The sequence below is a fragment of the Streptomyces sp. NPDC048479 genome (assembly GCF_040651435.1).
Classification (GTDB): domain Bacteria; phylum Actinomycetota; class Actinomycetes; order Streptomycetales; family Streptomycetaceae; genus Streptomyces.
Genome location: NZ_JBEZKA010000004.1, coordinates 270,779 through 295,903, shown reverse-complemented (window position 1 = coordinate 295,903; position 25,125 = coordinate 270,779). Strand labels below are relative to the sequence as shown.

Sequence of the window (25,125 nt, the reverse complement as noted above, 5' to 3'; positions counted from 1 at the left end):
TGGGGCTCCCCGCTCTCCCGGGCCCCGGAACCCAGGTCCTGCTGCCGAGGCGAGAGAGAAGTTGGTGAACGACCAGCACGCCCACGCCGGGTACGTCGGACACGACGGGTACTCCACTGACGGCTACGACGCCGACCCCCTCTTCGGCGCCCTTCCGGGCAGCCACGAGGCGAACCACAGCGGTCAGTACGACAGCAGCCAATGGGACACCGGGTCTCACCAGACTCCCGGTTACGACGTCTACGCCACGCAGCAGGCCCAACAGCCTCAGCAGACGCAGCAATTCCCGCAGTACGACGCGACAGGTCAGTACGACACCACAGGCCAGTGGGACAACACGGGCCAATGGGACACGACCGGCCTGCACGACACCACCGGTCAGTACAACACCGGTCAGTACAGCAACACGGGTCAGTACGACACGACGGGTCAGTACGACACCACAGGCCAGTGGGACGCCAGCGCCTGGGACCAGACCGCGCAGACCGGTCAGTACGAGACCGCCGCGGCCACCTTTGCCTACGACACGACCGGCCAGTGGGCGGCGCCCGCCTTCGACACCGGCGCATACGACGCCACCGCCTGGAACACGGGCGCGGAGGCCTTCGTACCGCGACAGTTCACGCCGGAGCAGGAGTTCAGCCCCGCGCCCGAGTTCACGGTCGACACCGGGTACGAGACCGGCTACGAGAACCCGGCCGAGTACACGACCGAGCACCAGCCGGACTTCCAGACCGAGGCCCACTTCCAGCCGGAGCCTCAGCCGGACTTCGACACCGACACCGAGTTCGAGGCGGAGTCCGACAGCGAAGCCGGGCCCGCAGCCGAACTCGACCACGACTCCGAACTCGACTCGGAACTCGACCACGACCACGAGGCCGAGTTCGAGCCGTCAGCCCTCACCCCCGTCACCCCCGTCACACCCCGCCCCGTCCGCCGTTCCGGCGGAAGCCGAGGCCGCCGCCGTACCCCCGCCAAGCGCTCGGCGCTCCTCACCGTCGCCGTACCCTCCGCCTGTGTGATGGGCGTCGCCGGTATCGCCGCCGCCTCCGTCGGTGGCCTCGCCGAAAGCGGCAGCAACACCAAGGACGACACGACCAACCTGGCGGCCGCCGATCCGGCCTCCGTCAAAACCGTCGCCGCCAACAACAAGATGGACACGCAGCTCGCCGCTCTCAGCGCCGACGCCCGCGACTTCGGCGACCGCGCGTCGCGCACCCAGGAACGCCTCGACCTCAAGGCGCGCCAGGCGGCGGAGAAGAAAAAGCGCGAGGAAGAGGCCAAGCGCCGCGAGGCCATGCGCCCCAAGTTCGTACTGCCGGTGAAACAGCAGGGCCTGAGCGCGTACTACGGCCAGGCCGGCGTCAACTGGATGTCCGTGCACACCGGCATCGACTTCCCGGTGTCGTACGGCACCGAGGTGATGGCCGCGACCGACGGGACCGTCCGTACGCAGTGGAACAGCGCCTACGGCAACATGGCCATCGTGACCGCGCCCGACGGCACCGAGACCTGGTACTGCCACCTCAGCAGCACCAAGATCCGCTCCGGTTCGATCAAGGCCGGTGACGTCATCGCGTACTCGGGCAACTCCGGCAACTCCACCGGACCGCACCTCCACTTCGAGGTCCGGCCAGGCGGCGGCTCGGCGATCGACCCGCTGCCGTGGCTTCGCAGCCACGGCCTCGACCCGACGTAACGACCAAGCGACGTAACGACAACCCGCCGCAGCGACGACCCGCCGAAGCGACGCAACGACGAAGCGACGAAGCCCGCTACAGCTTCTCGACCGGCGCGTACCGCAGCAGCAGCCGCTTCGGCTTGTCCCCGAAATCGATCGTCGCCTGTGCGTCCGCCCCCGACCCCGTCACCTCCACCACGGTCCCCAGACCGAACTGGTCGTGCGTGACCCTGTCGCCGACGACCAGCGCGATCACCGGCTTGTCGCTCGTACGTCGCGTGGCGAACCCCGAAGCACCGCCGCCCGACCGTGAGCGCGACGACGACAGCGACGAGGCGATGCCGGACGTCGGACCGGCGGGCGCGGCCATCGGGCCCGTCCGCTTCCACTCCAGGTGGCGGCCCGGGATCTCCTCCAGGAACCGCGACGGCGGGTTGTACGAGGGCTGACCCCACGCACTGCGCATCGACGACCGCGTCAGATAGAGGCGCTCGCGGGCGCGCGTGATGCCGACGTACGCCAGCCGCCGCTCCTCCTCCAGCTCCTTCGCCTGACCGAGGGCACGCATATGCGGGAAGACGCCGTCCTCCATGCCGGTCAGGAACACCACAGGGAATTCCAGGCCCTTGGCGGTGTGCAGCGTCATCAGCGTGATGACACCGGATCCGTCCGCGTCCTCGTCCGGGATCTGGTCGGAGTCGGCGACGAGCGCCACCTTCTCCAAGAACTCGGCGAGCGTGCCCGCACCGTCCTCCTCGCCGCGCTCCTGCTCGAACTCGAGCGCCACGGCGGCCAGTTCCTGAAGGTTCTCGATACGGGTCTCGTCCTGCGGGTCGGTGGACGCCTGCAGCTCGGCGAGATATCCGGTCCGCTCGAGGACGGCCTCCAGCACCACCGCCGGCCCCGCGCCCGAGTCGACGACGGTGCGCAGCTCCTCCATGAGCACGTTGAAGCGCTTCACGGCGTTGGCGGAGCGGGCCGCCATGCCGTACGCCTCGTCCACACGGCGCAGCGCCTGCGGGAAAGTGATCTTCTCGCGCAGCGCGAGCGCGTCGATCATCGCCTCCGCGCGGTCGCCGATACCCCGCTTGGGGACATTGAGGATCCGGCGCAGCGGGACATTGTCCTCGGGGTTGGCGAGGACTCGCAGATACGCGAGGACGTCCCGGACCTCCTTGCGCTCGTAGAAGCGCACTCCGCCGACGACCTTGTACGGCAGCCCGACCCGGATGAAGATCTCTTCGAAGACACGGGACTGGGCGTTCGTACGGTAGAAGACGGCGACGTCGCCTGCCTTCGCGTCGCCCGCGTCCGTCAGCCGGTCGATCTCGTCGGCAACGAACTGCGCCTCGTCGTGCTCGGTGTCCGCGACATAGCCCGTGATCTGCGCGCCGGCGCCGGCGTTGGTCCAGAGGTTCTTGGGCCGGCGGCTTTCGTTCCGCTCGATGACGGCGTTGGCGGCGGAGAGGATCGTCTGCGTCGAGCGGTAGTTCTGCTCGAGCAGGATCGTCGTCGCGTCCGGGTAGTCCTCCTCGAACTGGAGGATGTTACGGATGGTCGCGCCGCGGAAGGCGTAAATCGACTGGTCCGCGTCGCCGACCACGCAGAGCTCGGCCGGCGGCAGGTCCTCGTGGCCCGTCCCCACCAGCTCGCGTACGAGCGTGTACTGAGCGTGGTTGGTGTCCTGGTACTCGTCCACCAGGACGTGCCGGAAGCGCCGCTGGTAGTGTTCGGCGACGTCCGGGAACGCCTGGAGGAGGTGGACGGTGGTCATGATGATGTCGTCGAAGTCCAGGGCATTGGCCTCGCGCAGCCTCGCCTGGTACATGCGGTAGGCCTCGGCGAGCGTCTTCTCGAAACCGTCGACGGCCTGGTCGGCGAAGGTCTCCTCGTCGATCAGCTCGTTCTTCAGATTCGAGATCTTCGCGCTGAAGGACTTCGGCGGGAACTTCTTGGGGTCGAGGTCCAGATCGCGGCAGACCAGTGCCATCAGTCGCTTGGAGTCGGCGGCGTCGTAGATCGAGAACGACGAGGTGAAGCCGAGCTTCTTGGACTCCCGGCGCAGGATGCGGACGCACGCGCTGTGGAAGGTCATGACCCACATGGCGTTGGCGCGCGGCCCGACGAGCTGCTCGACGCGCTCCTTCATCTCGCCGGCGGCCTTGTTGGTGAAGGTGATCGCCAGTATCTGGCCGGGGTGCACGCTGCGGGTCCCCAGCAGATGCGCGATCCGGTGGGTCAGCACCCGGGTCTTGCCGGACCCGGCGCCGGCCACGATGAGCAGCGGCGACCCGGTGTGCACCACGGCGGCACGCTGCTGCTCGTTCAGCCCCTCGAGCAGGGCGGCGGGGTCCACGACGGTACGCGGGGCGCCGTCGCGGTAGTACGGGTCCCGGGCCGGAGGCACGTCAAATGCGCCCTGGAAGAGATCGTCCGGGATCTCCTCCGGGGCCGAGTCCTCGGGCGGTGGCGGGTGCTGCTCCGCGCTGGGCTGGAGGTCCGCCAGGAAGCTGTCGTCAAAGAGGCTGCTCATCGCTCTACGAGTCTAGGCCGCCGCACTGACAGCCCGCGGCCGCATTGCGATACGACTCCGAGAGCGGCTCCGGCACGACTCGGGCAGCGACTCGGGCGACGAGACCGACGAGGAGCCCGACGACGCTGCGCGATCAGGCCGCTCCGCTGCGCTGTCGCGCGGCGTCGGCCCGTGAGCGACTCCTCACTCAGCCGGGAAGGTCACGAAAATGTATCGGACATATCGAACATCAACCTTCACAGCAACCACACGAGTTGGCTAGCGTGCTCGATCAGGCGGCCCGTACCCCCCTGGCGACTCGCGCCGAATCGGGCGGCCTGCGCCGAATTCGAGCTCTCTTCACGGGAGTTCGGAACCGGGGACCCACCATGCACAACCTGGGGTGAATCGGACCGTTCCCCCTCGGTCCGTAGGGCGACCTTCCGTTCCGCCCGAACCCGACAGCTAACCCGGTAGGCGGTCCACGGAAGAAGGAGATGCCGGCCTTGGCGTCGCATCGCAAACCGCGTACCCGTACCGGAATGGCAGGACTACGCGCCAACTCCCCCGCCGTCGGGTTCACGACGGCTGCCCTCGCCTCCGTCACCCTGCTGTCCACGCAGAGCGCCAACGCCGCGCCCACCGAGCCGAAGCCCTCCGTCGAAGAGGTGCAGAAGAAGGTCGACGATCTGTACCGGCAGGCCGGCACCGCGACCGAAAAGTACAACAAGGCCAAGGAATCCACCGATGAGAAGCGGCGCGAGGTCGACCAGCTGCTCGACGATGCCGCGAAGCGCACGGACAAGCTGAACGAGTCCCGGCGCACGCTCGGCAACTACGCGGCCGCGCAGTACCGCACGGGCGCGGTCACCCCGACCGCCGCCCTGCTGCTCGCGGACAGCCCGCAGGCGTACTTCGACCAGACACAGCTGATGGACCGGATGACCGACCGTCAGCGCACTGTCATCGACGACTACGAGACCCAGCGAGCCGCAGCCGCCAAGCAGCGCGCGGAGGCGACGAAGAGCCTCGAGTCGCTCACGGACTCCCAGAAGGCGCTGCGCACCAGCAAGCAGGAAGTCCAGGCGAAGCTGAGCGAGGCGCGTTCGCTGCTGTCGAAGCTGACCGCCGAGGAGAAGGCGCGGCTCGCGGCGATCGAGCGCGAGAAGGAGGAAGTGGCGCGCCGCAAGGCCGAGGCCAAGGCCAAGGAGGAAGCGAAGGCCCGCGCCGACGCGGAGGCGGAGCGCAAGCGCCGGGAGCAGGCGCAGCAGCCGGGCGGCGACAGCGGCACGGGTACAGGCACAGGCACAGGCACCAGCGACGGTGCGTACGCGGCCAAGGCCGACAAGGTCCTCTCGTTCGCCCGCTCGCAGATGGGCAAGCCGTACGTCTGGGGCGCCACGGGCCCGAGCTCGTACGACTGCTCGGGACTGACCCAGGCCGCCTGGAAGGCGGCCGGCGTGGATCTGCCGCGCACCACCTGGGACCAGGTGAAGGTCGGCAAGCGGATCGCGACAAAGGATCTGCTCCCGGGCGACCTGGTCTTCTTCTACGACGACATCAGCCACGTCGGCATCTACATCGGCGACGGCAAGATGATCCACGCGCCCAAGCCCGGCGCGAACGTCCGCGAGGAGTCGATCTACTACATGCCGATCTACGGCAGCGTGCGTCCGGCATAGCGGAACAACCGGCACAGCGGAACAAGTGGAACGCCCGGACCCGACCGCGCCCGGGCGTTCCCAGCACGGAAGGCCACGTACGGAGGACCACGTACGGAAGACGTGCCACGTACGGAGAACGCCGCTCTCACATCGGGAGCGGCGTTCTCACGTCCAGAGCGTGGCGATGAAGATGTTCGCCACCGTCAGTCCGCCCACCGCCCCGAACAGCGCCTTCTCCACCTTCTCCTCGTCCCGCTTCACATACACCAGGCCCAGGATCACGATCAGCACCGCCAGCTTGATGCCGATCTTGAGGTTGTTCACCGCCTGGTCGTCCGCCTGGTTCAGGCCCACCAGCACCACGCCCGTGACCAGCATCGTCAGCGCGCCGTGCAGCATCGCCGGAATGAAGCGTGCCTCTCCCACGCCTATCGCCTTCATCTGAGTGAGGAAGCCGCCGAGCAGCGACGCGATGCCGATGATGTGCAGGGCGACGAAGACATTGATGAGTACGTCCATGAGGCGGAGCCTAACCGCCCCCATACCACCGCTCTCCGGGCAGGTGGGCCTCGTTCGCCTCATCGGTCACTCCGGTACGGAAATGCGGTCCGGCACCCTGGGCAGGGCTCTCACAAGGCGCACCCTCATGTCCACCTTTGGCCAACATCGGTCCTTACGCCTCTTTCCCGTGACCCCCAGGTTTAGCGTCCTCCCTCAGGTGACCGACTCCCCACCGCCGCCGAGCTCCCGGGCGGCCGTCAGTCACCACCGCCGAGAGATCCGGCGGCGGGCCGCTCCCCCTGTGCGGTCCGCCGTCGGACTCTGCCTCGGACCGGCAGGGAACGGAAGGACGTGGACGCCCTCGTGGCAGCGCACCGGAAACCGAAGCAGCATCCGCTCACCGGGCCCGCCGCCCGTACCGCCGCCACTCTCGCGCTCGCCGGTGCAGCGACCGCCACCGCATTCGAAGGCGCCGGGCACGCCGAGCCCCGCCTCAGCCCCGCACAGATCAAGGCCAAGGTCGACAAGCTGTACCAGGAGGCGGAGGCCGCCACCGAGAAGTACAACGAGGCCAAGGAGCAGACCGGCAGGGCGCGCGAGTCACTGGACGCGCTGCGCGACGAGGCCGGGCGCCGGACCGAGCGGCTCAACACCTCACGGAACGCGCTCGGTTCGATCGCCACCGCCCAGTACCGCGCCGGCGGTATCGACCCCGGCCTGCAGCTCGCGCTCACTTCCGACCCCGACCAGTATCTGGAGCGCGCCGCGCTCGCCGAGCGGGTCGGCGAGCGGCACGCGGACGCGATCACCGGCGTACACCAACAACTGGTGGAGATCGCACGGTTGAAGGCGCGGGCCGACGAGCGGATGAGAGCTCTGGAGGCCCGGCAGACCGAGTTGGCGAAGCACAAGTCCACCGTCCGGGAGAAGCTCGCCGCCGCCGAGCGTCTGCTGACCCGGATGACCGCCGAGCAGCGCGCGGCGTACAACTCCGCCTACGGCGGTACGGGCGGAGCGGCGGATGCCCGCGCCGACCGCTCCGCCGTCCCGCGCGGCTCGCTCCGGGCCCCCAATTCCCGTGCCGCGCATGCCGTCGCGTACGCGTACGGAGCACTCGGCAAGCCCTATGTATGGGGTGCGACGGGCCCGGGTTCGTACGACTGCTCCGGTCTCACACAGGCCGCCTGGCGCTCCGCCGGCGTCTCACTGCCCCGCACCACCTACACCCAGATCAACACCGGCGAACGCGTGTCCCTCTCTCAACTCGCCCCTGGCGACCTGGTGTTCTTCTACTCCGGCATCTCCCATGTCGGCCTCTACATCGGCGGCGGCCAGATGATCCACGCGCCCCGTCCCGGCGCCCCCGTCCGTATCGCGCCCATCGACCAGATGCCCTTCGCGGGTGCGGCCCGCCCCGTGTAGCCCGCCGCAGAGCCCGCGCCACCGAAGGGACCGCGAACCGCTCGCAAACCGGTTGCCCGGCCGCGCACGGAAGTGACACCATCCCCGGCGTCCCAAGATCCCGATCGCGGCAGGAGCCCCCCGTGGACGTCGACGTCCAGAACTACGTACGCACGCTCACGCTCCGCACGCCCGACCACGTCCGCGTCGGTCCCTTCACCGTGCGCTACAACCCCAACTGGGCGATCCCACCGGCGAATTACGCCATCCCCGACCATGGCGCGGAGCCGACCACCGAAGAGGTCAACGCTCTGATCGCCGTCTTCCGCGAGCGCGACCGGCAGCCACGCCTGGAGTTCCTGCCGTCGTGCGCCCCCGAGGTCGAGCCCGCTCTGCTCGCGGCCGGCTTCACGGTCGAGCGCCGCGCACCACTGCTGGCGTGCACGCCCGAATCCCTCATAGCCCCGGCGCCGGTCGACGGAGTCAGCCTCACCGAGCCCTCCGACGAGGCCGGGTACACCGCCGCGGCGGGCGTGCAGCATCTCGCGTACGGCGAGTCGGGGGACCCGACCGACGGCGAAATCGCCTGGCTGCGCGGGGTTAACGAGGGCGGCGGTGTCGCAGGCCTCGCCACGGACGACAAGGACGGCACACCGGTCGCCGCGGGCGGCTGCTCCGTCCCGGCCGACGGACTGAGCGAGCTGTGCGGCCTGGCGGTCGCCTCCTCGCACCGCCGCCGCGGCATCGGTGCGGCCCTGTCCGCGTATCTGACGGCCACCGCCTTCGACCGGGGCTGCCGCGTCATCTGGCTGGAGCCGGGCGACGCGGACATCGAGCGGATCTACGCGGGGATCGGCTACCGGCGGGTCGGCGACAAGACCGATATGTCACTCCAGTAGGCCATCGCTGTCACTCCGGCGGGTCACCGCTGTCACGTCAGCAGGCCACCGCTGTCATTCCCAACAGGCCACCGCTGTCACTCCAGCAGGCCACCACCGGCTGCCGCCTGGCCGTTGTCGGGCGCCTGACCGTCCTGGGCTTCATGGGACACCCCGCCAACGCTGGGCCCTCCGCCGCCCCGAGGCGCCCCGGCGTCCACGCCGCCCCGGTGCTGCAGCTGCATCTGCCGCGTCAGCCACTCGAACGCGTAAGGCAGCTCCCTGCTCCACACCACCGGCAGATGCCCGCCCCACGTCTTCCGTACATCCACCTGCGTCGGCGGCTTGGCCACTCGCCTCAGCGCGAGCCCCGGCTCATAGCCGTCCGCGCCCTCGCCCATCGCCAGCAGCGACACACGCGGGGGTTTCTTCGCCGACTTCAGGATGTTCATGACGTCGTTCTCGTGCCGCAGCTTCGGGTCCGCGCCCGTCAGCGAGCCGCGCTCGACGGCCGGGTCGTTGTACCCGGAGAAGCTGACGGCGGCGCTGAAGCGGTCGGGGTGGGCCAGGGCCAGTTTGGCGGCGCCGTGCCCACCCGCCGAGTAGCCGGCGATGGCCCAGTTCTCCGGGTTCGGGGAGACCCGGAAGTTGTCGGTGATCACCTTGCGTACGTCGACGGTCAGCCAGCTGTCCGCGTTGACCTCGCCCGGTATGTTCGCGTACCCGGCGTCGGACTTGCCGAGCAGCATGGTCCGCGGCGAGACCAGGATGAAGGGCGCGACCTTGCCCGACTCGATCAGTGGCTGGACCTTGTCCTGGAACTTCAGTGCTTTGAACCAGCTCTTCGACGTACCGGGGAAGCCGGAGAGCACCTCGACGGCCGGGAACTTCTTGTTGCGGTACGCGGGATCGTTGTACTGCGGCGGCAGCCAGACATACACCTCGCCCGATACTCCCGATATGGAGCCCTTGAGCGAGGTGCGCAGCAAGCCGCTGCCGAGCTGAGGGTCGTCGACCTTCTCGAACTTCAGCGGAACCTTGGGCAGCGAGGAGATCTGCCTGCCGCCGGTTCCGCTCGGTCCGAGGTCGATCGCCGTGTCGACATGGTCGGTCGTGCCGAGCAGATCGTCCCAGCTGTCGTAGAGACCGTTGGCGTTGTTCACTGCCACGAAGACCACGAGCACGGCGGTGGCCTGCGCGAAGAGCACCATGAACAACCGCCCGGCGCCCCGCACCACAGCGGGACCGCGCAGCCGGCTCCATAGCAGCAGCGGCAGCAGGACGGCAATCACGACCAGGACGATCGTGATCAAGAAGAAGGTGTGCCCCGTCAAATTCATCACGCAAAACAAGAGGTGAACTCGGCGCAACTGGTTGCCCGCCTATGTACCAGTTACCTCACAACGGAGACTAGACGAGACGTCGGGCGGTCGCCCATCGGGTCAGTTCGTGCCGATTCGAGAGCTGAAGCTTCCTCAGGACCGCCGACACATGCGACTCCACCGTCTTCACCGAGATGAACAGCTGCTTCGCGATTTCCTTGTACGCGTAACCCCGCGCGATCAGCCGCAGGACTTCCCGTTCCCGCTGAGTGAGCCGATCGAGGTCCTCGTCCACCGGCGGTGCGTCCGTCGAGGCGAACGCGTCGAGCACGAAGCCCGCGAGCCGCGGCGAGAAGACCGCGTCGCCCTCCTGCACCCGGAAGATCGAGTCGACCAGATCCGTGCCCGTGATCGTCTTGGTGACATAGCCGCGGGCTCCGCCCCGGATCACCCCGATGACGTCCTCGGCCGCGTCCGAGACGGACAGCGCCAGGAACCGTACGGGATTCTCCGGTGCCGTCATCAGCGAGGCGCACCGGCGCAGCACTTCCACGCCTCCGCCGCCCGGAAGATGCACATCCAGCAGGACGACCTCGGGACGGGTCGCCGTGATCACGGTGAGTGCCTGGTCGACGTCGGCGGCCTCGCCGACCACCTCGACGCCGGTGCGGTCGGTCTGGCCGATCTCGGCCTGCACTCCGGTACGGAACATCCGGTGGTCGTCGACGAGCACGACCCGTACACGCCGCTCGGTGGTCTCTCCAGCAGCCTCGGTCTCGGTCATTCGCCCGCCCTCTCCATCTCCAGCTCGACCTCGGTGCCCCCGTCGGGAACCGAGCGCAGTCGCGCCGTTCCGCCGTGGCGCTGCATCCGGCCGATGATCGATTCTCTTACGCCCATCCGGTCCTGGGGCACCGAATCCGGATCGAATCCCGGTCCCCTGTCCCGTACGGACACGAAGACCGTACGGCCCTCGACCTCTGCGTAGACCTGGACCGCGCCCCCCTCGCCACCGTACTTGGCCGCATTGACCATCGCCTCACGCGCGGCCTGCATCTGTGCGAACAGTTTCTCGTCGAGCGGGCAGTCGCCGACGACCACGACCTCCAGCGGGACCCCGTGCTTGTCCTCCACCTCGGCGGCGGCCTTCTTCACCGCCTCGGCGAGCGTGTCCGGCTCCTCGTCCTCGTCCTTGCCGGTCCCCTCCGGCTTGTAGAGCCAGTTCCGCAGCTCACGCTCCTGAGCGCGGGCGAGGCGGCGCACTTCGCCGCCGTCGTCGGCGTTCCGCTGTATCAGGGTGAGGGTGTGCAGTACGGAGTCATGGACGTGGGCTGCGACTTCGGCACGCTCCTGGGCCCGGATGCGCATGGTCCGTTCCTCCGAGAGGTCCTGCGTCATCCGTACCAGCCACGGCCCCGCGAGCAGAGCGACACCGGCGACGACGGCGATCGCGGCGGTCAGTACGTTGCCGAGCTGGGCCGCCGAACCGCGGACCACCATGAAGACGGTCAGGCCCATGCCGACCAGCGCCACACCGGCGAGCGCCCGGCCCAGCTGCAGCAGCCGACGGCGCCGGCTGTCCGTCGACAGTGTGGCCCAGCGGGCGCGGCGGGCGTTGTCCGCCTGGCGCCACACCAGCACCACACCGGCGCCGATCAGCAGTATCGGCCAGACGTAGCGGTTGGCGCTGCTGCCCATCTCGACATTGCCGGCGAAGACCGCGGCGCCGACCAGCAGCGCGACCATCGCGAAGAGCTGGCCCTTGTCGGGCTTGCGCAGCCGCCGCCGGCCGTCGGGCGTGGTCTCGAAGACGGAGCGCGGCTCCGCGGTCCTGCCGCCGACGCCGAGGGGTACGACGATCCAGAAGACGGCGTACAGCAGCACACCGAGGCCGTCGGCCATGAAGAGGCCGAGGAAGACGAGTCGTACCCAGATGACCGGCAGTCCCAGATGACCGGCCAGCCCGCGCGCCACGCCGCCGAGCATCCGGCCGTCGGCGCTGCGGTACAGCTTGCGCATCGACTGCTCCTCCGGCACGGGGGCGCGGGAGGGACCGGCGGGTCGGGGCGTGGCGACTGGCATGCCCCGATCGTCACATGTAAGGACAGGCCGCGGTATCAGGGTCGTCCCTTAAACCGACCCTGAAAGCCGGGTGCGATATCAGGGAAGGGCCAGGGTCGGCGCGGGTGCCATCACAGCGCGGCGCCCGTCACCATGTACGTATGAATCAGCCGACCCCACCACCGGCGGCGCCGCACGACGCGCAGCCGGAGGCGCAGCCCGCTCCGGCGCCGCCCGAGGTGCAGCAGTTGCGCCGCACGCCCCGCCAGAAAGTCGTGGCCGGTGTCTGCGGCGGGCTCGGCCGGTACTGCGACATCGACCCGGTGATATTCCGGATCGTCATCGGTGTGCTCTCCGTGACCGGCGGCATCGGCCTGATCTTCTACGGCTTCGCCTGGCTGCTGATCCCGTTCGAGGACGAGGAGGAGAACGAGGCGCGCCGGCTGCTGTCCGGCCGGGTCGACGGCGCTTCTCTCACCGCCGTACTCCTCGCTCTCATCGGCTGCGGGGTGTTCCTCTCCATGCTGAGCAACGGCGGGACGCTCGCTTTCGCCGCGCTGCTTTCCCTCGCGGTCGCGGGCGCCGCCGTGTGGTCGCAGCGCCGCCGTCTCACCGCGCCCGACGGTGTACCGCTGGACGCGGCGACGGCGCATGCGGTGGCCGAGGCGCCCCCCGAGACGAAGGCGCCGCCGGTGCCCGACAGGCCCTCGTGGTGGCGCGACCCGATCATCAAGGACGGCACGACGGGGCTGGTGCCGACCGGCTATCTGTGGGGTCCGGAGAGCGCGCTGGCGGAGACCGGGGCGCCGCGCCGGCGTCAGCCGAACGCAGCTCCCGCGTATGTGCGCGGGCCGCGCGGAATCGGCGGCACCGTCTTCCTTCTCGCGCTCCTCGCGGGCGGACTCGGCACCGGGACCAGCTGGGACAGCCAACCACTGGGCACGAGCCTGCAGATCGGGCTCGTCTGCGCGCTGGCGGTATTCGGGACGGGTCTGCTGGTCAGCTCGCTGCTCGGCCGAACCGGCTTCGGAACGATCATGCTGACGGTGATCACGGCGGCACTGCTGGCGGGAGCCGCGGCGCTGCCCAAGGACATCACCACCGAGTGGATACGTACGCAGTGGAAGCCGGCCTCGGTCGCCGCCGTCCAGCCGAGCTACGAGGTCGGCTCGGGAGTCGCGACGCTCGACCTGTCCTCTCTCGCCGTCCCCGCGGGTCGGACGGTGTCGACGAGGGCCGAGGTCGCGGCGGGTCAGCTCAAGGTGGTCGTACCGAAGAACGCGACGGTGAAGCTGCGGGCCCAGGCGGGCCTCGGCGATATCCGTCTGCCCGACGACGCGGCGAACGACATCGACGTCTCACCCGATCAGGAACGGCGGCAGACGCTGCCCGCGCCCGCCGGCGCGAAGCCGACCGGCACACTGGATCTAGATCTCGAAGTGGGCATCGGACAGGTGGAGGTGACCCGTGCCGCGTCGTGAACTCCGGCATGGTTTCCGGCCGGGCAAGCTGGTCGCGGGTCTCGCCGTGCTGGCCGCAGCGCTGCTGTACGCGGGTGATGCGGCCGGCTCCTGGCAGACACCGTTCTATGTGGTGTTCCCGGTCGTTTTCGGCGGTCTGTTCCTGGCCGGGGCGGTGAGCGTGACGCACTACGGCATCCGGCGCCGCCGTTTGGCCAACAGCGCGTCGAGCGAGAAGAGCGGAGCCCCGGCGAGCACCAGCGGCAGCCAGGCCATCAGATAGGCGAGGTCGTTGCCGTAGTAGTACGGCTCGGTCTGCCAGCTCACGGTCAGCCACAGGCTCAGCGAGATGAGCGCCCCGCCGAGCGCGGCCAGCCGGGCCAGCAGTCCGACGAGGGTGCCGATGCCGACGGCGAGCTCACCGAAGGCGATGGCGTAGCCGAAACCCTCGGGGTTCTTGAGCGCCAGATCGACAAGGGCGGGCACGGCGGAGGTGTCGCGCACGCTGCGCATGAGGTCGCCGACGGAACCGGCTCCGCTCGCCGCCATGAACTGACTGTCCATGAGCTTGTCGATGCCCGCATAGATGAAGGTCACGCCGAGGAAGATCCGCAGCGGCAGGAGGGCGTAGCGTCCCGCCCGCTCCCTCCAGCCGCCGCGTCCGCCGCCTCCGTCGACCGTGCCGTAGGTCGCTGTCGTCCGATATGTGTGTGTCATCGCTGGTCCCACCTTCGGTTGACCCGTCAACTGACCATACGTACGACGAAGCCGCGCGGCTCACCAGACGTGCGGCTCACTCTGTGACAACAGCCTGCCCGCCGGTCAGTCCGTCACTTCGATGGCGCAGCGGTTGCTCTCCGCTCCCGATGCCGTCACCACCTGCACATCCACCCGCCCGGGCTCGACCTCCGCCGGGACCGGCACGGTGAGCACCGTGTCGGTCGGGTTGGCGAATCCGCCGGTGACCGGGATCAGCGGGACATGGACATGGACGGCGCCGATGCGTACGACCATACGGGCGAGCCGGTCGGGGGCCCCGGCGCCCGGCGGTACGAAGCCGGCGCCGCGGATCTCGATGTCGTCGCCGGTACGGATCGGGGCGTCCAGGTCCCCGGCCTCGCGGGCCCGGACGACCGCGAACACGACGGGCCGACCTCCTTCCGCGTGCTTCCCGGCGAAGTACGTCATCGCCGAGACCGCGACCAGCAGCGCGAGCCCCCACGGCAGATCGGGCAGCTGCTCGGGCCGGCGTGCGAGCCGAACCAGCGCGAAGATCACCGCGGCGGCGCTCACCAGCACGTACTGCACATCCGCGAAGCTGCCGCGGCCGGCGTCGTCGCAGAGCAGATCGGCCAGCCTCGGGCGGTCGGCACGCACCTTCTGCAGCCGCTTGCCGAGGACGCGTACGGCGACCACGCGGCGTACGACGACGGCGATCGCGCACACGAGCGCGAGGACGGAGAGCATGCCTGCGCCGCGGGCCAGGTCGAGCCCTTCGATCAGCGCGACCCGATGGGCGGCGGACGAGGCCAACGCCAGCTGGAGGGCCAGCACAAGGACGGCGAAGACGGCGAGCAGCACCCATGCCGTGGCGACCGCGCGCGAGGTCGAGAGGCGGTTGTCCTCGCCGATCAGCGGCGCGAGAAGCCCGCCGCGCGACCGGTGCAGCCGTGCCGCACCGGTCAGCAGCCCACCGACGGTGAGCGCGGCGAGCAACCCTGCCGTACGCGCACCCGTCCAGCCCGCGCCGATCGCGGTCACCGTCTGCCCCAGCGCCAGGACCGCGAGGCCGGCCCATACGACCAACAGCGTGCGGCACCAGACCAGTTGGAGCCAGGCCTCGCCCGCCTCACGGCTGCGATCGGCGACGGTGCGCGCCGACTGCGTCAGCTCGTCCGACACCCACTGGCGCGAGGCGACCGGCGAGTGTGAGAGGGCGACCGGTAATCCCTGCCCGGTGGCCAGCTCGTCCCGCTTGGCGAGGAAGGCTGCCACTGCCCGCCGATGCCCTTCGCGCGCCCCGTGCGTACATTCGTCGCACTGTCCCGCTTCTTGCACCGCCACGACCGACGCCGCCTTCCCCGCCCCGCACCGACTGAACTTCCCTTTGATTGCTGGGAATTGTGCCGTACGGAAGGGGCGCCTGCCGCGGCGCCCGAGGCCACAGCGGGTGAATCCGCCATTGCCCGGTTGACCAGTCCCTATTGCAGGAGGTCGGGCTCGGCCCGGCTGATCTGCCGCCACAGGGGCTGGTAGTTGATCCATGCGACCAGATCGGTGCCGAGCTGCTCGCGCGTGGCGACCGCGTCCCGGTGCTCGATCAGCACGGGCTTGCCCGCCGCCCGCGCCGCGAGCTGAACCTGCGCGCAACGCTCCATGGAGATGAACCACCAGGCTGCCGCGTCCACCGAGTCGCCTACGGTCAACAGCCCGTGGTTGCGCAGGATGACGGCCTTGTACGTACCGAGGGCACCGGCGATCCGCCGCCCCTCCTCCTCGTCGACGACCACTCCGGTGTACCTGTCGACCAGGGCGTGGTCCTCGTAGAAACCGCAGGCTTCCTGGGTGATCGGCTCGATCAGCTCGCCGAGCGCGGACAGTGCCCGCCCGTGCACGGAATGGGTGTGCGCGACGGCGACGATCTCGGGCCGGGCGCGGTGCACCTGGGCGTGTACGGCGAACGCTGCCTGGTTGACGTGGTACCGCCCCACGACGACCTGCCCCTCCTCGTTCACGAGGATCAGATCACCGGCGGCGACATGCGCGAACGGCACGCCGAAGGGATTCACCCAGAAGCAGTCGGTGAACTCCGGGTCCCGTGCGGTGATATGACCGGACACCCCGTCCTCGTAGCCGAAACGCCCGAACAGCCGCAGCGCCCCGGCGAGACGCTCCTTCCGGTACGCCCGCTCGTCCACGACGGACTCATGCACGGGCGGCATGGCGAATCGCAGCTGCTCGACGGGGATCGGAGCGGGCGTCTCAGTCATGGCTGGGAAGCTACCTTCGGGTACCGCAACTGACCAGAGACTTCACGCGCCTCGCACGGCTTCCACGAGAATGCGCCCATGACCGAACCGACATCCCCACTGGTCTCTCTCCTCGGCCTCGAGAAGCACATCGAGGGCGGCTGGTTCAAGGAGACCTGGAAGACGGCCGGCTCGACGACCCCGCCGGGCTACCCCGGTCCGCGCGCGTACGCGACCGGTATCTACTTCCTGCTCCACCCCGGCGAGAGCTCGCGCTGGCACCGCGTACGCTCCGACGAACTCTGGCTCTGGCACCGGGGCGGCCCGCTCCAGCTGCACCTCGGCGGCACGGACGAGAAGCCCTCCGGAGTCACGACCCTGGCCCTGGGCCCGTCGGTGGAGTCCGGCGAACAGCCCCAGCTCCTGGTCCCGGCCGGCACGTGGCAGGCCGCGGAACCCGCGGGCGACGAACCGGTCCTGGTCACGTGCATCGTCGCGCCGGGCTTCCACTACGACGACTTCGAGCTGGAGCCGTCCTAGATCCGGGAAGCCGTCCTGGATACGGGAGCCGTCCTAGATCCGGGAAGCCGTCCTGGATACGGCGACGCCGCCGCTCACACATGGTGAGCGACGGCGTCGGCGTTGGCCCTGCGGAGAGGGTTACTCCCACTCGATGGTGCCCGGCGGCTTGGAGGTCACATCCAGCACCACGCGGTTGACGTCCGCGACCTCGTTGGTGATCCGGGTCGAGATCTTCGCCAGTACGTCGTACGGCATCCGCGTCCAGTCCGCCGTCATCGCGTCCTCGGACGAGACGGGACGGAGCACGATCGGGTGGCCGTAGGTACGGCCGTCGCCCTGTACGCCCACGGAGCGCACATCCGCGAGCAGCACCACCGGACACTGCCAGATGTCGCGGTCCAGACCGGCCGCCGTGAGCTCCTCGCGGGCGATCGCGTCCGCCTCACGCAGCAGGTCGAGGCGGTCCTTGTTGACCTCGCCGACGATACGGATGCCAAGGCCCGGGCCCGGGAAGGGCTGGCGCTGGACGATCTCGTCCGGCAGACCGAGCTCCTGGCCGACCATCCGGACCTCGTCCTTGAACAGCTGGCGCAGCGGCTCGACGAGCTCGAATTCGAGGTCTTCCGGAAGCCCGCCGACATTGTGGTGGGACTTGATGTTGGCGGTGCCGGTGCCGCCACCGGACTCGACCACGTCCGGGTAGAGCGTGCCCTGCACCAGGAAGGCGACGTCCTCGCCATGCGCGGCCTCGGCGATGATCTCGGCCTGCGCCTGCTCGAAGACCCGGATGAACTCGCGCCCGATGATCTTCCGCTTCTCCTCGGGGTCGGAGACCCCGGCCAGCGCCTTCAGGAACCGCTCCTGCGCGTCGACGACCTTCAGCTGCACGCCGGTCGCCGCGACGAAGTCCTTCTCGACCTGCTCCGTCTCGCCCTTGCGCATCAGACCGTGGTCGACGTACACGCAGGTCAGCTGGGAGCCGATGGCCTTCTGCACGAGTGCAGCGGCGACCGCGGAGTCCACGCCGCCGGACAGACCGCAGATGGCGCGCTTGGTGCCGACCTGCGCGCGAATCGCCGCGACCTGCTCCTCGATGACATTGCCGGTGGTCCAGTTGGGCTCGATGCCGGCGCCGCGGTAGAGGAAGTGCTCCAGGACCTGCTGGCCGTACGTGGAGTGCATCACCTCGGGGTGGTGCTGGACGCCGTACAGCTTCTTCTCGTCGTTCTCGAAGGCCGCGACCGGCACCACGTCCGTGGAGGCGGTGACCGTGAAGCCCTCCGGGGCGGCGGAGCAGGCGTCGCCGTGCGACATCCACACCGGCTGCTCGGCCGGGGTGCCCTCGAAGAGCGTCGAGCCGGTCTTGGAGACATGCAGCGGCGTACGGCCGTACTCACGCGCTCCTGTGTTGTCGACGGTTCCGCCGAGCGTCGTCGCCATCAGCTGGAAGCCGTAGCACATACCGAGGACGGGGACCCCGGCCTCGAAGATCGCGCGGTCGAGGCGCGGGGCGCCCTCCGCGTACACGGAGGACGGGCCGCCGGAGAGGATGATCGCTTTCGGGTTCTTGGCCAGCATCTCGGCCACGGGCATCGTGGACGGGACGATCTCGCTGTAGACCCGGGCCTCACGGACGCGGCGGGCGATGAGCTGTGCGTACTGCGCGCCGAAGTCAACAACGAGGACGACGTCCGGAGCGTTGCTGTCGGGGGCGGCGGAGGGTGCTGCTGGCACGGGTGGCGGCCTTCCGGCGGTGGGAGGGGGTCGGTATTTGTCGATTCTACCGGCGTGGCGGACCCGCTTTTCGTCTCACCATCCGAATCCGGTTTTGGCCGCGGACGGCAGGAGGTCCATACTCCACCCATGCACAAGCAGCTGACCTTCGTCTTTACCTATGGCACCGGCCCGTCCGGCTGCCATGGTCGTGCTGCTTGAGCCACTGACAAGCAACTTCCCAGGCGCCCCGGGCCGACAAGGCCCGGGGCGTTCTGTCATTTCCGGGCCTTGCCGCTCCGGGGCACCGACCCCGACAAGGAGCCCCGCATGACCGTCACCACCGACACCGGAGCCCGTACCGACGAGGCCGCTTCCCTCATCGGCGACGCCCGCAGCCGCATCGACACGCTCGACGACCGGATCATCGGGCTGATCCAGGAACGGATGGCCGTCTCGGCCGTCATCCAGGAAGCCCGGATCTCCTCCGGCGGCCGGCGGGTGAATCTGTCCCGCGAAATGGAGGTTCTCAGCCATTTCCGCGACGCGCTCGGAAAGCCGGGAACGGCGCTCGCGATGACGCTGCTCGAGCTCTGCCGGGGCCGGATCTGAGGCGTGTCCGAGCCTGCGCAGGCATCCACGCACGGACCTGAGTTCGGGCGCACTCTCACCCGTACGGCGCGTGACCGCACGCACCGGGGCGTCGTTGGTACCGATGTCCGTGCCAGCCAGGGGCGGGTGATGAAGGAAACCACGCGTGGCTCCGCTGGGGCGTGTGACGTACTGCAGGTACGTCGTGGGACCTCGCCCCAGCGCGCGTGACCGGTCGGCAGGGGACAGCAGCCCGGTCACCCCAAGGGCGGTCGGCTCCGGGGACGCCCGGGGCCGACCGCATCCGGTCGAAACGGTTGCGCAGGCCGCAGCCCTTCCAGCACCATGCAAGACAAGCGCGTCCCACTCTGCGCAACCAAATTGCCAAAGGTCGATACCACTCGTGCGCCCCAAGTGCGCCGGGTCGGCGACCCTCCCCACGCGGCGCTACCCCCCGGCGCCGCACCTCGGCACCGGCGCCGCCCTGACGTCGGTGCTGACCACCAGGGGCCCCGCGGATCATGCATCCGCGGGGCCCTTGCTTGTCCCGCGCGCGGGGCTACCTCGTCGCGTTCGGGTCTCCCGGCTTCCAGTTGGCGTCGCTCCACTCCGCCGTCGGCTCGGGGGCCGACGGCGCGGGCGGTGGGTTGGAGCCGCGGTTGGGATTCTGCGGCACAGCCGACGCCGACGACTGCCCGCCGCTGCTGCTCCGACCGCCCGGCGCCTTCGTCCTGCGCGGCTTCGCCGTCAGGCTGGGCACGGCACGGACGGCGTCGGGAGCGCGGTCGTCGGCGTTGTCGAAGGCGATGACGAAGACGGCGTGGGTGCGGCGCTCCCTGCGCCATCGCCGTCGGCGCCCGAACACGCGGCTGCACCCAGGGCCAGTGTCACAAGGCAGACCGCGGCGACGACAGCGACGCCAAACCGTCTCATCAGGACTCTCATCAATGGGTGCTGAAGTTGCCACGGGACGGCAAGGGACCGGAAAGCACCACGAGTTCGACCCGGGCCAGGAGGAGAAGGTTGCGTGTGACGGCTGTCACATAAAGATTCTGTGAGTCCCAGGGCAACCATTCAGGCTGGTCACAGGTCATGCATGCGAAACAACGGCCTCACCCGTGTACCCCCACCTCGGTAGGCCCTCCAGACTCCGTGCCGCGTCATGCGGTACGCCGGACTTCACTGAGGTCTTAATGAAGCTTCGCCGCGCTATGGCCGTCGCTGCAGCGACCGCTGTCATAGCCCCCGCCGCGCTCCTGTCGGCTCCGGCCGCGTTCGCGGACCCGTCGCCGACGCCGACCGAGACGGCGAGCACCACCCCGTCCCAGTCGCCGAGCGCCCCGTCGGAGGCGCCGAGCAGCACCCCGGCCACGACGCCGAGCGCGCCGGCCAACACCCCGAGCTCGCCCGCCGCGACGCCGAGCACCCCCGCGACCTCGGCCGCCGCGACGCCGAGCGCCACCGCCAGCGAGCCGGGCGAGGGCGACGAGGACCCGGACTTCGAGTGCAAGGCGTCCGCGGTCGACGTGAAGCTCTCCGGCTTCCCGAACAAGATCGTCGCGGGCGGTGGCTGGAAGAAGTTCAGCCTGGACGTCAAGAACAACAGCAAGGAGAAGATCGAGAACTTCGGTCTCTTCACCTTCGCCTCGTACGAGGACGACCTGATCGGCGGCGAGCAGGACCGCCTGATCGAGGAGTACGCGCACTTCGAGTACTTCGACAAGTCGTCCGGTGAGTGGAAGGCGGGCGGCAACCTCTCCGGAATGAACAACGGCTTCTACTTCGACGTGATCGACCTCAAGAAGGCCGAGAAGCGCTCGATCAAGCTGCGCGTTCGCATCGACAAGGCGGCCCCTGCGGGCAAGGGCATCGCCCTCGCCGCCGGCGGTTACGACAAGGGCGAGGACTGCTTCGAGGACAGCGAGTTCTACGAGTTCGACGTTCTCAAGGCCGGCAGCAACGCGGGCGACGTCGACGACGCCAAGCCGAGCGGTGAGAAGCCGAAGGACGTCAAGCCGCAGGGCGGCGCCAAGGAGATCCCGGTCACCGGCAACCTCGCCGAGACCGGTTCCAGCTCCATGCTGCCGACCGTCGGTATCGCCGGTGGCATCGCCATCGTCGCCGGCGCCGGTGTCGTCTTCGCGATGAAGCGCCGCCGCAGCGGCGACGCCACCGCGTAACACCGGGCCCACACGCCAGAAGGCCGCTGCACTCGGAGGGGGGTGCAGCGGCCTTCGCGCGTTCCGACCTTCGTACCTCCGGCCTTCGTACGACGTCCGGAGGCCGGGTCACTTCTTCGGCGGGACCGCCGGGATGCCCAGGAACGGCAGCTTCAGCGCGCCGAATGCCTCCTCCGGGACCGCCGGTGACTTCGGCGCGACCGCCGCCAGCCGTTCGTACGCCGCGCCCTGTTCCGGACGCGGGTCCTCCTCGCCCTTGTTGGGCCAGAACGACATCGCCCGCTCGGCCTGCGCCGTAATGGTCAGGGACGGGTTCACACCGAGGTTCGCCGAGACCGCCGCGCCGTCGACGACCGAGATGCCCGGGTGGCCGTAGAGCCGGTGGTACGGATCGATGACGCCTTCCTCTGCCGAGGCGCCGATCGGGCAGCCGCCCAGGAAGTGGGCCGTCAGCGGGGTGCCCATCAGCTCGCCGATGTTGGACCCCGCGAAGCCGTTGATCTCCTCGGCGAGCAGCGAGGCCGCGCGCGTCGCCTCGGGAATCTGGTTCGGGTTCGGTGCCCCGTGGCCCTGGCGGGCGGTGAGCAGGCCCTTTCCGATGCCGCCCGGCTTGCGGTACGTGGTCAGCGAGTTGTCCAGCGACTGCATGACCAGCCCGATGATGGTCCGCTCCGACCAGCGGCGGTTGGAGAGCGCGCGGGCCGCGAGCCAGGGGTGCCTGGCCATATTGCCGAACCAGCCGGCGACCCGCCCCCGCGCACTGTACGGAACCTGGAGGATCGTCATCCCACCCATCGCGTTCGAGCCCCTGCCATAGCGGACCGGCTCGATATGGGTGTTCTCGTCGGGGTGGACCGAGGACGTGATCGCCACTCCGCGTGTGAAGTCGACCTTGTCCACGCCATGCCGCTTGCGGTAGCGGCGGTTGTCGGTCTGGGCGCCGACGATCGCCTCGGAGTTGGTACGGGTCAGCTCGCCGAGCCGGGCCGAGATATGCGGCAGCAGACCCTGGTCCTTCATGGTGTGCAGCAGGGTCTGGGTGCCGTACGTGCCCGCCGCCACGACCACGCGCCCGGCCCTCAGCAGCTTCGGCTCGGCCTTCTTGCGGGCGTCGGTGGGGACCGTCGTGACGTGGAAGCCGCCCTCCGGGTCCTCGCTGATCGAGGCGACCGTCGTCATCGGGTGGATGACGGCCCCCGCCTTCTCGGCCAGGTAGAGGTAGTTCTCGTTGAGGGTGTTCTTCGCGCCGTGCCGGCAGCCCGTCATGCACTCGCCGCACTCGGTGCACGCCTTGCGCGACGGGCCCGCGCCCCCGAAGTACGGGTCCTCGACCGTCGAGCCCGGACCGGCCTTCGACGTACCGTCGGCGTCCTCGCCGTCACCGAAGAAGACGCCGACCGGGGCCATGTGGAAGCTGTCGCCGACACCCATCGCCTGCGCAGTCGCCTTGAGATGCACGTCGGAGGGGGTCATCGTCGGGTTGAGCCGTACGCCCAGCATCCGCTTGGCCTGGTCGTAGTACGGCGACAGCTCCTCCTGCCAGTCAGTGATGTCCTTCCACTGCGGGTCCTCGAAGAAGGGAGCGGGCGGTACGTACAGCGTGTTGGCGTAGTTGAGCGAGCCGCCGCCGACACCCGCGCCCGCCAGCACCATCACCTTGCCGAGCAGATGCACGCGCTGGATCCCGTACAGGCCGAGCGGGGGCGCCCACAGATAGTTCTTGATGTCCCAGGAATTCTTGGGCAGGGTCTCGCGGGTGAAGCGGCGGCCCGCCTCCAGGACCCCGACCCGGTAGCCCTTCTCGGTCAGCCGCAGCGCGGTGACCGAACCGCCGAAGCCCGAGCCGACGACGATCACGTCGTAGTCGTACGCCGGGTCGAAGGCCTGGTCGGAGACCGCTTCGGAGACCGCTTCGGAGAGCAGTTGTTCGTCACTCTCGGCGGCCTGATTCTGGGCAGGGGGTACCTGGGACATGGCTCTCCTCGTACGAAAACAGCGGAAACTAGCGCAGGCGCAGGGCCTTCATCGCCTTCAGGCTGAGGCTCATGAACGCGGCGTACTTCTCGTCGTCCATGCCGAAGGACGGCCCCAGCGGCATCAGGCGCTGCTGGGCGACGGTCTGTGCCTCGGTGTACTTGAGGATGCCCTCGGAGCCGTGCCGCCGGCTGAGGCCGGAGTCCTTCATGCCGCCCATCGGGGACTGCACGCTTCCGTACGCCGGGGCGTAGCCCTCATTGATGTTGACCGTGCCGGTGCGCAGCTTCGCCGCGACCGCGTGGCCGCGCTTGCCGTCCTTGGTCCAGACGCTCGAATTCAGCCCGTACGGAGTGGCGTTCGCCTGCTCGACGACCTTGTCCTCGTCCGTGAAGCGGTAGATGGAGACGACCGGGCCGAAGGTCTCCTCGGTGCAGACGGCCATCGGCGCCTCGACGCCGTCGAGGATGGTCGGCTCGTAGAACAGCGGGCCGATGTCGGGGCGGGCGACGCCGCCCGCGACGAGCGTCGCGCCCTTGGCGACGGCCTCCTCGACATGGCGGGTGACGGTCTCCAGCTGGCGCTCGCCGACGAGCGAGCCCATGTCGGCGCCGTACGCGAGGGACTTGCCGAGGCGCATCGCCTTCGTACGGGTGGCGAAGCGCTCCACGAACGCGTCGGCGATCGACTCGTGCACGTACAGCCGCTCGATGGAGATGCACAGCTGGCCGGCGGAGGAGAAGCAGGCGCGTACCGCTCCGGCCGCTGCCTTCTCGATGTCCGCGTCCTTCAGCACCAGCATGGCGTTCTTGCCGCCGAGTTCGAGGGAGACACCGACCAGGCGGGCCGCGGCACCCTGGGCGACCTCGCGGCCGGTGCGGGTGGAGCCGGTGAAGGAGACATAGTCGGCGTGCTTGACAACCTCGGGGCCGACGACCGGCCCTTCGCCGAGGACGATCTGGAAGACGCCTGCGGGCAGGCCCGCCTCGATGAGCAGATCGCGTGCCCACAGCGCGGTGAGCGCGGTCTCGGTGTCGGGCTTCATCACGACGGCGTTGCCGGAGACGAACGCGGGCAGCGCATCGCCGACGGAGAGCTCGAACGGATAGTTCCAGGGCGCGATCTGGCCGATGACGCCGCGCGGCTGGCGCAGTTCGGTGGTCTTGGTGAGGACGGGAACGACACCGGTGTGGCGCTTGGGCTTCAGATAGGCGGGCGCCTTGCGGCCGTAGTGGCGGGCGGCGACGGCGACGGCCTGGACCTCTTCGTGCGCGTGCAGCCGGGCCTTGCCGGTCTCCAGCTGGATGAGGTCGAGGACTTCGGCCTGGCGCTCCAGGACCAGGTCGTGGAAGCGCAGCAGGACGGCGGCGCGGGCGCGGGCCGGCGTCGCGGCCCAGACGGGCTGGGCGGCGCGGGCGCGTTCGAAAGCATCCGCCACGTCCTGGGGGGTGGACTCGGGCAGGTCCGCCAGCTTCTCCCCGGTGAACGGGGTGTGGTTGGCGGTACGGCCGGAGCCGACCACACCACGGGTGAGCTGGGCGACCACCTCGGGGGTGACCACATCGGCTGCGGTGCGCGCACCGGCCGGCGAGGCGGCTGTCGGGTTGGTGCCGGGGGCGGCGGCGGGGGCCTGCGAGTCCGTCATGGGGGCGAGAGTATGCCGCATCCGGAACTTTGGGTACCCGTCGGTAACGGC

The 25,125-nt window shown here is 69.4% G+C and carries 20 protein-coding genes and 1 riboswitch; of the genes, 8 read left to right on the top strand and 12 right to left on the bottom strand.

What is annotated here, in order from left to right:
* Nucleotides 1-64: 64 nt before the first annotated feature.
* Nucleotides 65-1,699 carry a M23 family metallopeptidase gene (locus tag AB0D12_RS08960; protein ID WP_362678472.1) on the top strand — a complete coding sequence of 545 codons (1,635 nt, stop codon included), beginning with the start codon at nt 65-67 and terminating at the stop codon, nt 1,697-1,699.
* 76 nt (nt 1,700-1,775) lie between these two features.
* On the opposite strand, the gene pcrA is transcribed toward AB0D12_RS08960, so the two are convergent.
* Complete coding sequence (gene pcrA / locus AB0D12_RS08955) at nt 1,776-4,214, bottom strand: DNA helicase PcrA (RefSeq protein ID WP_362678469.1); 2,439 nt, start codon at nt 4,212-4,214, stop codon at nt 1,776-1,778.
* A gap of 310 nt (nt 4,215-4,524) precedes the next feature.
* Nucleotides 4,525-4,688, top strand: a riboswitch (cyclic di-AMP (ydaO/yuaA leader).
* A gap of 2 nt (nt 4,689-4,690) precedes the next feature.
* On the opposite strand from pcrA, the gene AB0D12_RS08950 reads away from it, so the two are divergent.
* Nucleotides 4,691-5,875, top strand: a complete 1,185-nt coding sequence (locus AB0D12_RS08950) for an NlpC/P60 family protein (protein WP_362678465.1) — start codon at nt 4,691-4,693, stop codon at nt 5,873-5,875.
* Nucleotides 5,876-6,022: 147 nt separating this feature from the next.
* Here the strand turns inward: AB0D12_RS08950 and AB0D12_RS08945 are convergent, their stop codons facing one another.
* Complete coding sequence (locus AB0D12_RS08945; RefSeq protein WP_362678462.1) at nt 6,023-6,376, bottom strand: hypothetical protein; 354 nt, start codon at nt 6,374-6,376, stop codon at nt 6,023-6,025.
* A gap of 333 nt (nt 6,377-6,709) precedes the next feature.
* On the opposite strand from AB0D12_RS08945, the gene AB0D12_RS08940 reads away from it, so the two are divergent.
* Together AB0D12_RS08940 and AB0D12_RS08935 are read left to right on the top strand one after the other, a co-directional pair.
* Nucleotides 6,710-7,780, top strand: a complete 1,071-nt coding sequence (locus AB0D12_RS08940) for an NlpC/P60 family protein (protein WP_362678459.1) — start codon at nt 6,710-6,712, stop codon at nt 7,778-7,780.
* Nucleotides 7,781-7,902: 122 nt separating this feature from the next.
* Entirely contained in the window at nt 7,903-8,658 is a 756-nt protein-coding gene (locus tag AB0D12_RS08935; RefSeq protein ID WP_362678456.1) for a GNAT family N-acetyltransferase, read from the top strand.
* A 77-nt stretch (nt 8,659-8,735) separates the two neighbouring features.
* Here AB0D12_RS08935 and AB0D12_RS08930 read toward each other — a convergent pair whose 3' ends face one another.
* The 3 genes from AB0D12_RS08930 to AB0D12_RS08920 all read right to left on the bottom strand — a co-directional run bounded on the left by AB0D12_RS08930 (nt 8,736) and on the right by AB0D12_RS08920 (nt 12,041).
* Entirely contained in the window at nt 8,736-9,950 is a 1,215-nt protein-coding gene (locus AB0D12_RS08930) for an alpha/beta hydrolase-fold protein (protein WP_362678453.1), read from the bottom strand.
* A 97-nt stretch (nt 9,951-10,047) separates the two neighbouring features.
* Nucleotides 10,048-10,743: a response regulator transcription factor gene (locus AB0D12_RS08925; RefSeq protein WP_362678450.1), complete on the bottom strand. Its 696-nt coding sequence runs from the start codon at nt 10,741-10,743 to the stop codon at nt 10,048-10,050.
* Nucleotides 10,740-12,041: a PspC domain-containing protein gene (locus tag AB0D12_RS08920; protein WP_362678448.1), complete on the bottom strand. Its 1,302-nt coding sequence runs from the start codon at nt 12,039-12,041 to the stop codon at nt 10,740-10,742. The genes AB0D12_RS08925 and AB0D12_RS08920 overlap by 4 nt, the downstream gene beginning before the upstream one ends.
* 140 nt (nt 12,042-12,181) lie before the next feature.
* On the opposite strand from AB0D12_RS08920, the gene AB0D12_RS08915 reads away from it, so the two are divergent.
* On the top strand, nt 12,182-13,501 hold the full coding sequence (locus tag AB0D12_RS08915) for a PspC domain-containing protein (RefSeq protein WP_362678446.1): 1,320 nt from the start codon (nt 12,182-12,184) through the stop codon (nt 13,499-13,501).
* A gap of 168 nt (nt 13,502-13,669) precedes the next feature.
* Here the strand turns inward: AB0D12_RS08915 and AB0D12_RS08910 are convergent, their stop codons facing one another.
* The 3 genes from AB0D12_RS08910 to AB0D12_RS08900 all read right to left on the bottom strand — a co-directional run bounded on the left by AB0D12_RS08910 (nt 13,670) and on the right by AB0D12_RS08900 (nt 16,470).
* Nucleotides 13,670-14,197: a DoxX family protein gene (locus tag AB0D12_RS08910; protein WP_362678444.1), complete on the bottom strand. Its 528-nt coding sequence runs from the start codon at nt 14,195-14,197 to the stop codon at nt 13,670-13,672.
* 105 nt (nt 14,198-14,302) lie between these two features.
* A complete protein-coding gene (locus AB0D12_RS08905; protein ID WP_362678442.1) occupies nt 14,303-15,544 on the bottom strand; it encodes a hypothetical protein in 1,242 nt (413 codons plus the stop codon).
* Nucleotides 15,545-15,681: 137 nt separating this feature from the next.
* Nucleotides 15,682-16,470, bottom strand: a complete 789-nt coding sequence (locus AB0D12_RS08900) for a class II aldolase/adducin family protein (RefSeq protein WP_362678440.1) — start codon at nt 16,468-16,470, stop codon at nt 15,682-15,684.
* A 78-nt stretch (nt 16,471-16,548) separates the two neighbouring features.
* Between AB0D12_RS08900 and AB0D12_RS08895 the strand changes: the two genes are divergently transcribed.
* Nucleotides 16,549-16,989 carry a cupin domain-containing protein gene (locus AB0D12_RS08895; RefSeq protein ID WP_362678438.1) on the top strand — a complete coding sequence of 147 codons (441 nt, stop codon included), beginning with the start codon at nt 16,549-16,551 and terminating at the stop codon, nt 16,987-16,989.
* A gap of 120 nt (nt 16,990-17,109) precedes the next feature.
* Here the strand turns inward: AB0D12_RS08895 and guaA are convergent, their stop codons facing one another.
* Nucleotides 17,110-18,705, bottom strand: a complete 1,596-nt coding sequence (guaA, locus tag AB0D12_RS08890; RefSeq protein ID WP_362678436.1) for a glutamine-hydrolyzing GMP synthase — start codon at nt 18,703-18,705, stop codon at nt 17,110-17,112.
* Between the two features lie 309 nt (nt 18,706-19,014).
* On the opposite strand from guaA, the gene AB0D12_RS08885 reads away from it, so the two are divergent.
* Complete coding sequence (locus tag AB0D12_RS08885) at nt 19,015-19,296, top strand: chorismate mutase (RefSeq protein ID WP_362678434.1); 282 nt, start codon at nt 19,015-19,017, stop codon at nt 19,294-19,296.
* A 538-nt stretch (nt 19,297-19,834) separates the two neighbouring features.
* Here AB0D12_RS08885 and AB0D12_RS08880 read toward each other — a convergent pair.
* Nucleotides 19,835-20,140 carry a hypothetical protein gene (locus AB0D12_RS08880; RefSeq protein ID WP_362678432.1) on the bottom strand — a complete coding sequence of 102 codons (306 nt, stop codon included), beginning with the start codon at nt 20,138-20,140 and terminating at the stop codon, nt 19,835-19,837.
* Nucleotides 20,141-20,486: 346 nt separating this feature from the next.
* Here AB0D12_RS08880 and AB0D12_RS08875 point away from each other — a divergent pair, with 346 nt between their 5' ends.
* The gene (locus AB0D12_RS08875) at nt 20,487-21,455 is read left to right on the top strand and encodes an LPXTG cell wall anchor domain-containing protein (RefSeq protein WP_362678430.1); all 969 of its coding nucleotides are present in this window, start codon (nt 20,487-20,489) and stop codon (nt 21,453-21,455) included.
* A 108-nt stretch (nt 21,456-21,563) separates the two neighbouring features.
* On the opposite strand, the gene AB0D12_RS08870 is transcribed toward AB0D12_RS08875, so the two are convergent.
* The gene (locus AB0D12_RS08870) at nt 21,564-23,429 is read right to left on the bottom strand and encodes a GMC family oxidoreductase (RefSeq protein ID WP_362678428.1); all 1,866 of its coding nucleotides are present in this window, start codon (nt 23,427-23,429) and stop codon (nt 21,564-21,566) included.
* A gap of 28 nt (nt 23,430-23,457) precedes the next feature.
* Nucleotides 23,458-25,074 (bottom strand): succinic semialdehyde dehydrogenase, encoded by a 1,617-nt coding sequence (locus tag AB0D12_RS08865; protein WP_362678426.1) that lies wholly within the window; start codon nt 25,072-25,074, stop codon nt 23,458-23,460.
* Between the last annotated feature and the right edge of the window lie 51 nt (nt 25,075-25,125).